The organism is Streptomyces sp. CBMA29 (assembly GCF_014596445.1).
Taxonomy (GTDB): domain Bacteria; phylum Actinomycetota; class Actinomycetes; order Streptomycetales; family Streptomycetaceae; genus Actinacidiphila.
In genome coordinates this window covers 1-14,342 of record NZ_MECL01000019.1, presented here as the reverse complement: position 1 = coordinate 14,342, position 14,342 = coordinate 1, and the positions used below count along the sequence as shown (strand labels likewise).

Below are 14,342 nucleotides of genomic sequence, written 5' to 3'. Positions count from 1 at the left end.
CGATGGTCAGAGGCGAGTAGGTTCGGCCAAGTCCACCACAGGACGTCGGACCGGGGGCCCTCCGCGGTTCTGTCGACCGCCGCTGGGCCATGGGGCGCCGCGCCGCACGTGCACGCCGCCACTGGCAGCCAGGTCCAGCGTCAGCGGCGCCGGAACGCGTACGCGCCCCGGTCGGCAGGTGTGACCCGGGAAGGGCCCGGACGCCCAGTAGACAACGGCCTTGGTACTGACCCGCAGCCAGCGGATCCCAGGTCGGCCCGAAGGGCGTCCGGGCCCGTTCCGTTGCCCGCAGCCTGGGGTCCCCCCGGACGGAGTCTGGGGGAGGGTCCCGCGTCGGCCTGAAGGGCGTCCGGGCCCGTTCCGTTGCCCTCGCCTCGATCCCGCGTCGGGCCGATGGGCATCCGCGCCCGTCCACCTCCGCGCCGTCCGGCTCGCCATCGGCGGTCTCCCGCCGACCGGCGCGCTCTTCACCGCCACGACCGCCCGCGCCCCGGGCCCCGGGCCGGGTCACCGCGTGTCTCCTCCCAGCTCTCCGCAGGAGAATGTCTGCCGACCTGCGATCCTCCCTCCAAACTCCGTCCGGGGGTGCCCCCAGGCGGGTGGCGCGGGGTACCGTCGCCTTCACCACCACTTCACCTGCAAGAAAGGCCGCGACGTGCGCCCGCGACCCGACACCGTTTCCGCGGCGACCGCGGTTGAGCCGTTGACGGAGCCGTCAGCGGCGCCAGGGGTTGGGGCGGAGGGGAAGGCGTCGTGGCGCAAGCGGTTCGCGGCGGCTGCGCGGGCGGCCGCGCCCCGATCGGCGGTGGCCGCGGTGAGCGGCTGCGCGCTGGCGCTGGCGTTTCCGCCGTACGGGGTGTGGCCGCTGTCCGTGGTGGCGGTGGCGGCCCTGGCGCTGGTGCTCGAAGGCAGGTCGGTGCGCCAGGCGGCCTGGCTGGGCTTCGCCTTCGCCTTCCCCTTCTTCCTGTGGCTCCTGGTGTGGCTGCGCTCGGTGATCTGGCTGGCCGTACCGCTGCTGTCGGCGGTCGAGGCGGCGTACCTCGTGCTGATGGCCGCGCTGATCGTGCTCGCCCGGCGGTTGCCCGGCTGGCCGCTGTGGACCGCGTGCCTGTGGGTCGCGCAGGAGTCGGTACGCGACCGGCTGCCGTTCGGCGGCTTCCCGTGGGGGCGGCTGGCGTTCGCCAACACCGCCTCCCCGTACACCCCGCTGGCCGCGCTCGGCGGCGCCCCGCTGGTGACCTTCGCGGTGGCGCTCAGCGGCACGCTGCTGGCCGCGGCGGCCCTGGCCGGGTACCGGGCGTACCAGGCCCGCCGCGCCGCCGTCCTGCCCGGCGCGACCGCCCTGGCCCTGTCGGTGGCCGTCCTGCTGTCCGGTCTGCTCGTGCCGGTGCACACCAACGCCGTCGGGCACGTACGCGTCGCCGTCGTCCAGGGCAATGTGCAGCAGCCCGGCATGCACTTCCTCGGCCGCCCGATGCAGATCCTCAACAACCACGTACAGGCCACCCTCAAGCTCGCCGCCGACATCGAGGCGGGCAAGGTGCCCAAGCCCGACATCGTGCTGTGGCCCGAGAACTCCTCCGACCTGGACCCCTTCACGTACCCGGAGGCGTACGACAAGATCACCGAGGCCGTGAAGGCGGTGGGCGTGCCGGTGCTGGTCGGCGCCCTGGTCGACGGCCCGGACGAGGACCACGTGCAGAACGAGGGCATCGTGTGGGACCCGGTCACCGGCCCCGGCGCCCACTACACCAAGCAGCACCCGGTGCCGTTCGGCGAGTACGTGCCCTTCCGCAAGGAGCTGACCAAGGTCGTCCCGATGCTCAACCAGATCCCGCGGGACTTCTACCCCGGCAAGGGCACCGGCGTGATGCGGATCGGCCCGGCCGAACTCGGCGACGTGATCTGCTTCGAGGTCGCCTACGACGGCATCGTGCGCGACACGGTGAAAGCCGGGGCGCGCGCTCTGGTCGTCCAGACCAACAACGCCACCTACGGCCGCACCGGCCAGCCCGAACAGCAGCTCGCCATGTCCCGGCTGCGCGCCGTCGAGCACGGCCGGGCCATCGTCACCGCCGCGACCAGCGGAATCAGTGCGATCGTCGCTCCTGATGGCAAGATCGAACAGCAAAGCGCGGAGTTCACCCAGCAGGTGCTGAGTGCCGACATCCCGCTGCGCGACGAGATCACGCTCGCCGACCGCGTCGGTACGGTTCCCGAGTGGTCACTCGCTATTGTTGGGCTCCTGTCCTGTGCGGTCGCCTTCGCGCTCGGCAGGCGCGACCGCACACGCATGGGCATGGCAAAGGGGCAGTAGTGAACGACGGCGAGCAGCGGAGCTTCGGGCCGCTCGGCAAGGTTCTGGTCATCATCCCGACCTACAACGAGGCCGAGAACATCAAGCCGATCGTGCAGCGGGTGCGCACGTCGGTACCCGACGCCCACATCCTCGTCGCCGACGACAACAGCCCGGACGGCACCGGCAAGCTCGCCGACGAGCTGGCGGGCGCCGACGACCAGGTCCACGTCCTGCACCGGCAGGGCAAGGAGGGCCTGGGCGCGGCCTACCTCGCGGGCTTCCAGTGGGGCATCGACAACGGCTACGGCGTCCTGGTCGAGATGGACGCGGACGGCTCCCACCAGCCGGAGGAACTGCCCCGGCTGCTGACCGCGCTCAAGAGCGCGGACCTGGTGCTCGGTTCGCGCTGGATCCCGGGCGGACGGGTCGTCAACTGGCCGAAGTCCCGCGAGTATCTGTCGCGCGGCGGCAGCACCTACTCCCGGCTCCTGCTGGACGTCCCGATCCGTGACGTGACCGGCGGCTACCGCGCCTTCCGCAAGGAGACGCTGGAAGGTCTCGGCATGGCCGAGATCGCCTCCGCCGGCTACTGCTTCCAGGTGGACCTCGCCTGGCGCGCGGTCAAGGGCGGCTTCCACGTGGTCGAGGTGCCGATCACCTTCGTCGAACGCGAGCGCGGCGACAGCAAGATGAGCCGCAACATCGTGGTCGAGGCGCTGTGGCGGGTCACCGCGTGGGGCGTGGGCTCCCGGGCGGGCAAGATCGTCGGCCGCAAGCAGTAGGGCGGCTCACGGCCCCCTGAGGCCCTTCGTGGGGCATGCGGGGGCCTGACGCGCGGACGTGCGCGCGGGTGTCCGCGGGAATCCCCCGCGGAACCCGAAGAGGGAAGCGTCCACCGATCCGGTCTTTACCTGATCTTTGGCACACTTGAGCTATGACGATGAGCACTCCGCCCTCTGTCCGACCGCAGCAGCCCGGCCCGCAGCGACGGCGCCGTTCGCGCGTCCGTACCATTCTGCCGCTGGCTGTCGCGGCCTGGTCGGTGCTGGAGATCTGGCTGCTCATCGTGGTGGCCGGGGCGACCAGCTGGCTGACGGTGTTCCTGCTGATCGTTGCCGGGCTGATACTGGGCGCGAGCGCGGTCAAGCGGGCCGGGCGCAGCGCGTGGCGGAATCTGACCGCGCAGGTGCAGGCCGCCCAGGCGCAGGCCGCGCGGGACCCGAACGCGGCCCCGACCCCGCCCGCCGCGAGCAAAGGGCGCAACGGACTGGCGATGCTCGGCGGACTGCTGCTGATCATCCCCGGCTTCATCTCCGACGCCATGGCGCTGTTCCTGCTCTTCCCGCCGACCCGCAGGCTCATCGGCAAGGGCGTCGACCGGCTCAACGCCCGCACTCTCGCGGCCCGGCCCGCCGCCGCCGCCGCGGAGCCCGGCTCCGTCGGCGACCTCTTCCAGCAGGCGCGGGACGCCAACGAGCAGATCCGGATCCACAAGCCCGACGGCAAGGTCATCCAGGGCGAGGTCGTCGACCGGGACTGATCACGCGCCGCCGACCGAGACTGATCGACCGGGACTGATCACGCGCCGCCGACCGGGTCGAGCCCGCGGTCGGCGCCGCGCTGGTAGGTAGGTCCCGCGGTCGGCGGTCACGCAGAAAACCGCCGGGGGCGGAGCAGGTGCTCCGCCCCCGGCGGGAAGTGTCGGGGGGCCTTGGTCCCCGGGGAGGTGATCCCTGGGGTGCCCCCATGGGTGAGCCCGCGCTGTCAGGCGCTCTTGCGATTGTCGCGCGGATGCACGGCGATGTTCATCGCTCCGGAGCGCAGGACGGCCAGCCGTTCGGCCAGCACCTCCTCCAGCTCCTCGAGCGTGCGCCGCTCCATCAGCATGTCCCAGTGCGTGCGCGCGGGCTTGGTCGTCTTCTCCTCCGGGCCCTCTCCGTCCACCAGCAGGGCGGTCTGGCCGCAGGCGCGGCACTCCCACTCCGGCGGAATCTCGGCCTCAACCGAGAACGGCATCTCAAATCGATGTCCGTTCCGGCATGCGTACTCAACGGTCTGGCGCGGGGCCAGATCGATACCGCGGTCGGTCTCGTAGCTGGTGGCCCCGAGTCGCGTGCCGCGGAGAGCTCGCTCACTCATGAATCGTGCCTCCCGGGCTTGGTCGCCCACAGGACAGGTGTCGCTGTCGTCGTCATCCGGTCAACGTCCGGTCGGCGGTGAAGATTCCCGTTTAGGGAGATGCGTCGCCCGTCGTGTCGCCCCTGTTTGTACCCACCGGTGCCCGGTTTGTCACATCTGAGCGGAGATGTCACCCGGTGTCGTCATATCTTTTGCGTGCAGTAACGGTCAAGCTGCTGGGCCAACCGCGTACACTACCGGTCCGCACCGCCTCCGGCTAAATCGGATCGACCACAGCGCGTTCGGGCGCGTCCCGACGAATCACCGCAGAAGCGGGCATTGTGTCCGGGGTCGAGCCCGCGTCAGCACCCGAATTCGTATCCGAATTCACATCCGCGTGCCTGACCGCGTCCCTGACTGCGTCCCTGACTGCGTGCCTGGTCGCGTGTCTGACCGCGTCCCTGACTACGACCGGGCCCGGCGCCCCGTCCGGTTCGGCGAAGACCCGCAGGAAGAACTGCGCGAGCGGCCCGATGGCCAGCGCGTAGAGCACCGTACCGACGCCCACGCCGCCGCCCAGCGCGAAACCGGCGGCCAGCACGGTGACCTCGATGCCGGTGCGCACCAGGCGTACGGAACGGCCGGTCCTGCGGTGCAGGCCGGTCATCAGACCGTCGCGCGGTCCGGGGCCGAAACGGGCGGTGATGTAGAGGCCGGTCGCCAGGCCGTTGAGCGCCACCCCGGCCAGCAGCAGCGGGACGCGTACGGCCAGGGCCTCCACGTGCGGCACCAGACGGCAGGTCCCGTCCATCGCCAGGCCGACGACGAAGACGTTGGAGACCGTGCCGAGCCCGGGACGCTGCCGGATCGGCCACCACAGGAGCAGAACGGCCGCGCCGACGACAATGGAGACGACGCCGATGCTCAGTCCGGTCAGCCGGGACAGCCCCTGGTGGAAGACGTCCCACGGGTCCAGACCGAGCGCGGCGCGGATCATCAGCGCGGAGCTGGCCCCGTACAGGACCAGCCCGACGTAGAGACGGACGAGGCGGCGGTACGGGACGGGCGGGAGCGACGGGTGCGGGAACGACGAGGACAACGGAACCCCCCTGGCGGACGTGTTGGCGCACATGCCACTCTGTGGCCTGTAAGTGCTTCCGATCCACGGCCAATCTGTGGAAGGTGGACTGATTTCTGTGTCCCAGTGGACTGCGACGGTCGGCGCCGCGCACCTCGCCCGGCTTCTCGAACCGCGCCCGCAAAGTAGCCGCGGCGCCGGAGCCTCGGCGGGCCACGGGCGGAAACTGCCCGCCTACCGGGGACTGGCCGACGGGATCAGGCTGCTCGTGCTCGAAGGCCGGGTACAGGTCGCCGCGCGGCTGCCCGCGGAACGCGAACTGGCTCTCGCGCTCGGCGTCAGCCGGACCACCGTCGCCGCCGCCTACGAGGCGCTGCGCGCCGAGGGGTTCGCCCGCTCGCGGCGCGGCGCCGGAAGCTGGACCGCGATCCCCGACGGCCATGTGCTGCCCTCGCGCAGCCTGGAGCCGCTGCCGCCGGACGCCGCCGGGTCCGTGATCGACCTCGGCTGCGCCTCGCTGCCCGCGCCCGAGCCGTGGCTGACCCGCGCCATGGAGGGCGCGCTCGCCGACCTGCCCGCCTACGCCGCCACGCACGGCGACTTCCCCGCGGGGCTGCCGGTGCTGCGCGAGGCCATCGCCGACCGCTACACCGCGCGCGGTGTCCCCACCATGCCGGAGCAGATCATGGTGACCACCGGCGCGATGGGCGCCATCGCGGCGGCGGCCCGGCGGCTGGTCGGCTTCGGCGAACGGGTCGCCGTCGAGTCGCCCAGTTACGCCAATGTGCTGGAGCTCTTCCGCGAGACCGGCTCCCGGCTCGTACCGGTCACGCTGCGCGAGGGGCTCGGCGGCTGGGACATGGACGCCTGGCGGCGCGTGCTGCGGGACGCCGCGCCGCGCATGGCGTACGTCATGCCGGACTTCCACAACCCGACCGGCGGTCTCATCGGCGAGGACCAGCGGCGCGACCTGGTCGAGGCCGCGCGCGCGGCGGGCACCGTCGTCGTGGCCGACGAGACGATGGCCGAACTCGTCCTGGACGGCGAGGAGTCGGGGGTGCGGCCGATGGCCGCCTTCGACCGCGGCGGCACCGTCATGACCGTGGGCTCCGCCAGCAAGGCGGTCTGGGCGGGGCTGCGGATCGGCTGGGTGCGTACCACCCCGGACGTCGTACGCCGCCTGGTCTCGGCCCGTGCCTACCTCGACATCGGCTCGCCCGTCGTCGACCAGCTCGCCGTCGCCTGGCTGCTGCGCGGCGGCGGCTGGGACCTGGCCCTCGCGGCCCGCCGCGAGCGGGCCCGCGAGTGCCGCGACGACCTCGTCGCCGCCCTCCGCGAGCACACCCCCGACTGGGACTTCGCGGTGCCCCGCGGCGGCATGACCATGTGGGTCCACACCGGTGACGTCTCCGGCTCGCGGCTGGCCGTCGCCGGCGAACGGCTCGGTGTCCGCGTGCCGTCCGGGCCCCGCTTCGGCGTCGACGGCGCCTTCGAGCCGTACATCCGGCTTCCCTTCACCGTCAGCGGGGCCGCCGCCGTCGAGGCCGCCGCCCGCCTTGCCCAAGCCGCCCACGTCGTCCGCTCCGGCGGCGCCGCCGACGGCGAAACCACCGGCCTCTTCGTGGCCTAGGGCCTCCGGCCCGGTTCCTCGTTCCCTGCCCTCGCGCAGGGCCCGCCTTGCGTAGGGGCGTGGTTCGAGGGGTGCGGGGGAACTGCGCGGCTAGCCGTCGTGGGGGCGAGCTGTGGAGACTGGTCCCAGCGGGGCAGATGCTGTGTGGTCTCGGGCCGCAGGCCCGCCGGTGGCTACCGCTGGGAGGTGCCCCCAGCGCGCCTACGGGGCGCGACCGGCCGCGCGCCCAAGAAGGGTGAGGGACTGTCCGGCGGATCACGAACGGCCCCTTCGGTGAGGCGGGGCTCGCACGGACAAGGCATCGCCTGGTCCGCCCGTGATCCGCCGGACGGGCCCTAGCCGAGTTCCAGGTCGGCGACGGTGCGGACGACGGCGTCCTTGCGGAGGGCGACGGGGGCCGGTTCGAGGACGGCGGGGGAGGACTCCTCGGGCTCGGGGACCTCGACGGAGTCGGCCTCGGCCTCGGAGGTGGTCGGGAGGAGGCCGAGGACGGCGTCGCGGTGCGACTGGGCGCACTCGTCGTCGTAGGGGTCGGGGGTGGAGGGCACCTGGAGGCGCAGGACGGGTCCGGTGCCGAGCCGGGCGTACCCGCGGCCGGGGGGAACGTCGGCGGCCGGAGTGGTGCGCTGCGGGGCGCCGAGAACGGCCTCGACGTGCTCGGGGGCGAGCGGCCCGAGGACGACCCGGGCCCGGGTCTGGGCGATCACGACGGGCGCGAGCGCCTCCGTGGCGTCGAGCTGGTCGGCGACGGCGACGGCGACATTGGCCGCGCGCCCGTGCCGCAGCGGGACGTCGAGGAGGGTCTGCGGGTCGGGCCGCCCCTCGGCGAGGGCGAGCTGGGTCAGGGCGGTGGGCCGGTCCACCAGGATCCACAGCGGACGGCGTACGTCCTCGGAGACCGGATCGCCGTTCTGCCGCGCCCGGTTGACGGCGATGAGGCGCCGTTCCGTCTCGTGCGCGGCCCATTCGAGGGTGGCGGAGGCGCCGGACAGACCGCCCTCCACGGCGAGGACGCCGGGCCGCCCGATCAGGGACGCGTACTCACCGGTGCCGCTGCCGTCCACGACCACCACGTCACCGTGGACGAGCGCCTGGAGCGCGATGGACCTCAGCAGGCTGGTGGTGCCGGTGCCGGGCTGACCGAGCGCCAGCAGGTGCGGCTCGGTGGAGCGGGGGCCGGTGCGCCAGACGACCGGAGGGGCGTCCCTGGTGCCCTCGCCGCCGGTCACCGGCACCGTGCGCTGGACGGCCCCGGCGTCGGTGAAGCCGAGGACCGTCTCGCCGGGCGAGGTGATGAACCGCTGCGCGACGATGTCGGTCGGCAGCGGCGCCAGCGCGGTGAGGGTGAGGTGGTTCTCCTCCTCGTTCCAGTCGAAGCGGTACTCCCGGCCCCGGCCCGCCTTGGCGTGCAGAAGCTGCTCCACCCGGGTGCGCGACTCGGCCTCGCCGTCGGTGAAGTACGCCGGGTAGCGCAGGTGCAGCCGGGCCAGCCGCCCGCCCTGGAACTCGTACTCGCTGAACACCTTCGCCCAGCTCCCCTCGTGCGCGTACAGCGGCGCGGGGTCCCCGGCGTCCGACAGGTACGGCACCAGCGCCTCGTACAGCGCCTGGAGCCGGCCGGTCTCGGCCTCGCTCGGGCCCGCCGGGGCGGCGGGGGTGCGGTCGCGGCCCATCCACGCGGCGGACGCCATGATCGCGCCGATCGCCAGCAGCGGGCCGTACGGCATCATCACGACGACGACCACGCCCGCGGCGGCCAGCAGCAGCGCGGGGCCGCGGCGGTCCTTGGGCGTGCGGCCCCACCAGCCGCCCGCCCACAGCACCTGCTTGCGCATGCCGCGGGCGATGGTGATGACCGGATGGAGCACGTCGGTGGCGCTGTCGGCCGCGGTACGCGCCAGATCGCGCCCGCGGACGAGCGCGGGTCGGCTGGTCAGAATGCTGGGAAGGGGACGCCTGGCCACGGGGTGCTCCATGGGTGGTTCGGGGTTCGGGCTTCGGGTGCGGGAAGGGCCGCGTGGGGAAGGGCGGCGCCCTGAGGGTGCGGCGGGGGACGGGCGGCGAGGGACCGGCGGCGGGGGACTGGCGGCGGCCGGAATGGACACGGGCCCGGAGCGGACGACCGCGCCGGGCCCGTACTGGAGTGGCCGCCCGCCGGCGACGGCCAGGTCCCGGGCCGGGGCCCTAGACCTTGATCCCGCCCAGCAGGCTGGCCAGGCTCGCGCCGCCCGCCTTGATGCTCGGGGCGATGGCCGTGCCCGCGAGGTAGAAGCCGAAGAGGGCGCAGACGAGGCCGTGGGACACCTTCAGCCCGTCCTTGCGGAAGAACAGGAAGCAGATGACGCCGAGTAGGACGACGCCGGAGATCGACAGGATCATTTGGCTTTCTCCTGGGTGATGGGGACGGTCACCATGAGTTCTTCCAGGCTCACAAAAAGTAATGGATCACGCACGGTGGCAAATGAGTGGTTTGTAGCTGATTTCCACCATGTGGGGGAGGCGGTGAACGCTGTCCGGCGCGAGCATTGCCCGCCAGTACCGGTTCATGTGCCCACCGCGCCCCCCGCCCCGCTCCTGGCGCAGTGAAGTCGCCCGAACGGGTGACGGCGGTGCAGGATGGCCGGTGTGCAGCTCACCCCGATCACCTGGTCACGGCTGGCCGACACCCTCGCCGAGCGGATCGCGGACGCGACCGCGGGGATGACCGCGGAGGTGAGCGCAGGGGTGACCGCGGGGGTGACCGCGGACGGGCCGGGGCCCTGGTGGCGGGTGGCCGTGGACGGCGCGGACGCCGCCCGCCCCGGCGATCTGGCGGACGCCCTCGCCGCCGCCCTGCCCGCCCTCGGCCGCCGCGCGCTGCGGGTGCGGGCCGCCGACTTCCTGCGGCCCGCGTCCCTGCGCTACGAGTACGGCCACCACGACGCCGACGCGTACTACCAGCTCTGGCTGGACACCGGCGCGCTGCGCCGCGAAGTGCTCGCCCCGCTCGGCCCCGGCGGCTCCGGCCGGGTCCTGCCGACGCTGTGGGACGCCGCCACCGACCGCGCCACGCGCGCCGACTACGTGCACCTGCCGCCCGGCGGCGTCCTCGTACTCGACGGGCCGCTGCTCCTCGGGCAGGGGCTGCCGTTCGACCTGACGGTCCATCTGCGGCTGTCCCCGGCCGCGCTGGAGCGGCGCACGGCGCAGGCCGACCGGTGGACGCTGCCCGCATTCGACCGTTACGACCAGGAGGCGATGCCGGAACAGACCGCCGATGTCCTGGTACGTGCCGACGACCCGCGACACCCCGCCTGGACCGGCTGAACGGCCCTTGCGCGTAAGCCTGTTGACCTCCCGGCCGCCGTCGGTCCCGCCCTGCCTTGCCGTGGGACCGCGCACCCCGCTAGCGTCCCCATCCACCATGACTGTCGCCATCGCGCCGCTGACCACCGAGCACATACCCCAGGCCGTGCAGCGCTACGACCGCTGGTTCGCGCGCGCCCGCCGCCCGCCGTCGCAACGGTCGTGGCTCGCTGACGGCCCCGTGCGCGGTGAGGAGCTGCTGGGCAAGCTGATCGGCGTCCCGGGGATCGAGGCCGCCCGCGCGCTCGACGGCGACGGCGGCCTGATCGGACACCTCGCCGCCGTCCCGGTGGACCTCACCCAGGACGACCCGGCGGGGCTGCGCAGCCACCCGCACTCCGCGCTGGTCCCGCACGGCGGCCACGCGCTGCCCGGCGGACGCGAGTCGGAGGTGCTGCGCGCGCTGTACGCCCGCGTCGCGGCCCGGCTCGTCGCGGAGCGCCGGCTGGTCCACTACGTCGACGTGCCCGCGGGGGAGACCGCCACCCTGCCCTGGGCGGACCTCGGCTTCGGCCGCGAGCTGGTGCACGGTCTGATGGCGGTCAAGGCGCGCGGGCGTCAGCCGCGCGGCGTCGAAGGGCTCGGCATCCGGCGCGCGGGCGTCGGCGACCTGCCGCAGATCGGCCGGATGGCCGCCGAGTCCTCGCGCAGGCAGCGCGAGTCCGCGGTGTTCCAGCCCCAGCCGGAACGCGCGCTCGCCGCCCTTCGGGTCTACTACGCCGACGCGCTCGGCGACCCGCGCAGCGCTGCCTGGATCGCGTCCCGCAGGGGCGAGGAGATCGGCATGGTGCTGCTGGTCCCCGCCACGCCCGACCCGGTGATCCCCGAGTCCTGCGTGGAGCTGGCCGAGGCGTACGTCGAACCCTCCGCGCGCGGCGAGGGCGTCAGCCGCGTCCTGCTCGCCACGGCGCTGGCCTGGGCGTACGACAACGGCCACCGCTACATGTCGGCCCGCTGGCACTCCGCCTCACCGCTGGCGGCGGGGCACTGGCCCGCGGTCGGCTTCCGGCCGGTCGCGTACCGGCTCAGCAGGTCGCTCGACGGCCGGATCGGCGGCTCGCCCGGCAGCTACTGATATCCCCAAGTAGCATATTAAATCGGGCATTTAGGCGTGATGCCGCTCACTCGGCCGGTCCGCAGTGAGCGGCATCACCTCGGGAACACGGTCCGATTCCTCCGATGTACCCACTGTTCCCGATCCGGGCGGTTTGTCACCGGGAATCGGTCACGGAGGCACGGACGGTGAGCGGCCCGCACACGCAGCGCCGACGGCGGATGACCAGGAGTGACGGCGCGCCGCTCGGGGCGCCCGATGACGATCACGGTTGGTTGCCCGCCGCTCGGCCGGTCGTTTAGCTTCGCCTCCTGCGGGCCGGATGCCCGCGAATTGCGAATGTCCGTCGGGCGGAACGCCGAATCCTGCCGCCGCCCGGTTTCCTGGATCTTTGATCACACACGGCAGGGGCGGGGGACCCAGGTAAGTCGCCGTCCAGCAGTACCGGACGGCTCGGGGTGAAGTCGCGGCGCCTTGCGTACACGCAACGGCATTTCCACGTGACCGGGCATCTCCTGCCCGAACCCGACAGCTCACCTCGTAGGCGTAGGAGAGGAAATCCCCCATGCCCGCAAAGGGACAGCACCGCAAGACCCGTATGAGCCGTCTCACCCGCATCTGCATCGCCGCGGGCACGGGTGGCGTGGCCATCGCCCTGCCGCTGGTCGGCGCGGGCATCGCCTCGGCGGCCGAGCCCGCCCACAGCGCCCCCGCCACCGCCTCGCACACCTCGGCCGTCAAGGCGACGACCGTGGCCGACAAGAGCGCCGCGCCCAAGGCCGCCAAGTACTCGGTGGTCCGCGGCGACTCGCTGTCGAAGATCGCCGACAGCCACCACGTCACCGGCGGCTGGCAGCAGCTCTACTCCGACAACAAGTCGGTCGTCGGCTCCAACCCCGACCTGATCTACCCCGGCCAGCACCTCACGCTGAACGGCGCCTCCGCCGAGAAGCCCGCCGCGCCGAAGAAGTCCGCCCCGGCGCCGAAGAAGTCGGCCCCGGCCCCCACCAAGAAGGCGACCCCGGCGCCCGCCGAGACCACCGCCCCGTCGAAGTCGTCCGACACGACGACCACGACCACCAAGTCCGCGGACACCACCGCCGCCAGCTCCTCCGGCTACACCAAGCCGGTCGGGGACGCGGCGATCGGTACCCAGTACCACGCCTCCGGCGCCAACTGGTCCAGCGGCTACCACACGGGTGTGGACTTCCTGGTCGGCTCCGGCACCAGCGTGAAGTCGGTCGCCGCGGGCACCGTCGTCTCCGCGGGCTGGGACGGCGCGTACGGCAACGACGTGATCATCAAGCACGCCGACGGCAAGTACACGCTGTACGGCCACCTGACCCAGGCGCTCGTCTCGGCCGGGCAGACCGTCACCGAGGGCCAGCAGATCGGCATCTCCGGCGCGACCGGCAACGTGACCGGCCCGCACCTGCACTTCGAGGTCCGCACGACCCCGGACTACGGCTCCGACATCGACCCGGTCGCCTACCTGGCCTCCCACGGCGTCACCGTTTCCTGACCCGCCCGCTCCACAGCCGCTGTGGCGGCTCCCCGCGGCACCCGTGCCCGCCCGGTTCCTCACCACCGGGCGGGCACAGCCGCGTGACGGGCCTGCGGGCTGACGAGGCTGCGTGCCTGCGTCTGCGTGCCTGCGGGTTCACGTGGTCACGCGGTGACGCCGTTACGCGGTCACGTGTCCGGGAACAGCGCGGCCAGCTCGCCGCGCGAGACCACACCGAGCTTCGGATACGCCTTGTAGAGGTGGTGGCCGACCGTGCGCGGGCTGAGGAAGAGCTGCGCGGCGATGTCCCGGTTGGTCAGCCCGAGCGCGGCCAGCCGGACGATCTGCGACTCCTGCGGTGTCAGCCCCGCCTCGTCCGCGACCGACCTGACCGTTTCCTGACCTACCGTCACCGAGGCTCCCGACGCGCCCAGTTCACTGCGCGCCCGGTCCGCCCACGGGCGCGCGCCGAGCCGTTCGAAGGTCTCCAGCGCGGCCCGCAGGTGCCCGCGCGCCTCGCTCTTGCGACGGGCCCTGCGCAGCCACTCGCCGTACAGCAGCGCCGTACGCGCCGACTCCAACACCCTTCGGTGCGGGTCGTGACGGGCCAGCGCCTCGACGAAGTACGCCTCCGCGTCGGCGTCCTTGGCCCGCAGCGCCCGGCAGCGCGCCACCAGCGCCCCCGCCCAGTCCTGCCTGGAACGCGCGGCCCACGCCTCGAATCCGGCCACGGGCTCGTCCGCCCGCTCCGGTACGCCCAGCCGCACCGCCGCCTCCACCAGGTCGGGGACGGCGCGAGTCGCGGAAATGTGGTGCCGTACGGTCGGCTCGGTCAGCAGCGACAGCCGGTCGAGCGCGAACTGCGCACGGCCCAGGCCCAGTTCGAGCAGCCCCTGCGACCAGTACGCCCACGGCGCGCCGGGCGCCATCGCCGCGCCCGCGCCGCCCGCCAGCGCCTCGTCCACCAGCCGGCGGCACTCGTCCTCGTCCCCGCGCAGCGCCGCGACATGCGCCAGCGCGCTGCTCAACTGGCTGACCCACTGCCGCTGTCCGGTGTCCCGTGAGATCCGCAGCCCCTCGGACGCCGTGGCGACGGCCTCGTCGAGGCGGCCGTCGAACAGCTCCGCCTCCGCGCGGAAGAACATCAGCGTCGTCAGCCTCCCGACACCGCCGCTCTCGCGGCTCTCCGCCGCCAGCGCCGTCGCCAGGCCGTACGCCGCCGCGTCCTGCCCGAGCGCCAGGCCCACCCCGCACAGCATCACCAGGTCCCGCGGATCGACCCGGCCCCCGCGAGCGGCGCGCGACGCCGCCGCG

11 protein-coding genes, 1 pseudogene and 1 riboswitch are annotated in these 14,342 nt (G+C 73.2%); of the genes and pseudogenes, 7 read left to right on the top strand and 5 right to left on the bottom strand.

The genetic code is table 11. The annotated features are described in order from the left end of the window. Positions 1 to 655: 655 nt before the first annotated feature. From lnt to fxsA, 3 genes are all read left to right on the top strand, one after another. Positions 656 to 2,317, top strand: a complete 1,662-nt coding sequence (gene lnt / locus BGM09_RS03025; RefSeq protein WP_188279797.1) for an apolipoprotein N-acyltransferase — start codon at positions 656 to 658, stop codon at positions 2,315 to 2,317. After that, positions 2,317 to 3,081 (top strand): polyprenol monophosphomannose synthase, encoded by a 765-nt coding sequence (locus BGM09_RS03020; RefSeq protein WP_188279796.1) that lies wholly within the window; start codon positions 2,317 to 2,319, stop codon positions 3,079 to 3,081. The genes lnt and BGM09_RS03020 overlap by 1 nt, the downstream gene beginning before the upstream one ends. 152 nt (positions 3,082 to 3,233) lie before the next feature. Then, a complete protein-coding gene (fxsA, locus tag BGM09_RS03015) occupies positions 3,234 to 3,839 on the top strand; it encodes an FxsA family membrane protein (protein ID WP_188279795.1) in 606 nt (201 codons plus the stop codon). 224 nt (positions 3,840 to 4,063) lie between these two features. On the opposite strand, the gene BGM09_RS03010 is transcribed toward fxsA, so the two are convergent. Together BGM09_RS03010 and BGM09_RS03005 are read right to left on the bottom strand one after the other, a co-directional pair. Further along, positions 4,064 to 4,438: an RNA polymerase-binding protein RbpA gene (locus BGM09_RS03010; RefSeq protein WP_093713023.1), complete on the bottom strand. Its 375-nt coding sequence runs from the start codon at positions 4,436 to 4,438 to the stop codon at positions 4,064 to 4,066. A gap of 436 nt (positions 4,439 to 4,874) precedes the next feature. Continuing rightward, positions 4,875 to 5,549: pseudogene (locus BGM09_RS03005) on the bottom strand (YczE/YyaS/YitT family protein); the annotation flags it as partial. 64 nt (positions 5,550 to 5,613) lie between these two features. On the opposite strand from BGM09_RS03005, the gene BGM09_RS03000 reads away from it, so the two are divergent. Next, positions 5,614 to 7,125, top strand: a complete 1,512-nt coding sequence (locus BGM09_RS03000) for a PLP-dependent aminotransferase family protein (RefSeq protein WP_188279794.1) — start codon at positions 5,614 to 5,616, stop codon at positions 7,123 to 7,125. Between the two features lie 335 nt (positions 7,126 to 7,460). Here BGM09_RS03000 and BGM09_RS02995 read toward each other — a convergent pair whose 3' ends face one another. After that, positions 7,461 to 9,089: a hypothetical protein gene (locus BGM09_RS02995; protein ID WP_188279793.1), complete on the bottom strand. Its 1,629-nt coding sequence runs from the start codon at positions 9,087 to 9,089 to the stop codon at positions 7,461 to 7,463. 220 nt (positions 9,090 to 9,309) lie between these two features. Next, positions 9,310 to 9,504 (bottom strand): hypothetical protein, encoded by a 195-nt coding sequence (locus BGM09_RS02990; protein WP_188279792.1) that lies wholly within the window; start codon positions 9,502 to 9,504, stop codon positions 9,310 to 9,312. Positions 9,505 to 9,750: 246 nt separating this feature from the next. Here BGM09_RS02990 and BGM09_RS02985 point away from each other — a divergent pair, with 246 nt between their 5' ends. The 3 genes from BGM09_RS02985 to BGM09_RS02975 all read left to right on the top strand — a co-directional run bounded on the left by BGM09_RS02985 (position 9,751) and on the right by BGM09_RS02975 (position 13,046). Further along, entirely contained in the window at positions 9,751 to 10,431 is a 681-nt protein-coding gene (locus tag BGM09_RS02985; RefSeq protein WP_188279791.1) for a uridine kinase, read from the top strand. Between the two features lie 97 nt (positions 10,432 to 10,528). After that, entirely contained in the window at positions 10,529 to 11,545 is a 1,017-nt protein-coding gene (locus BGM09_RS02980) for a GNAT family N-acetyltransferase (RefSeq protein WP_188279790.1), read from the top strand. Positions 11,546 to 11,870: 325 nt separating this feature from the next. Beyond that, positions 11,871 to 12,086, top strand: a riboswitch (cyclic di-AMP (ydaO/yuaA leader). A 3-nt stretch (positions 12,087 to 12,089) separates the two neighbouring features. Continuing rightward, positions 12,090 to 13,046 carry a LysM peptidoglycan-binding domain-containing M23 family metallopeptidase gene (locus BGM09_RS02975; RefSeq protein WP_188279789.1) on the top strand — a complete coding sequence of 319 codons (957 nt, stop codon included), beginning with the start codon at positions 12,090 to 12,092 and terminating at the stop codon, positions 13,044 to 13,046. A 170-nt stretch (positions 13,047 to 13,216) separates the two neighbouring features. Here BGM09_RS02975 and BGM09_RS02970 read toward each other — a convergent pair. Next, on the bottom strand, positions 13,217 to 14,342 hold a 1,126-nt coding region (locus BGM09_RS02970), incomplete at its 5' end, for a helix-turn-helix transcriptional regulator (RefSeq protein ID WP_223186219.1).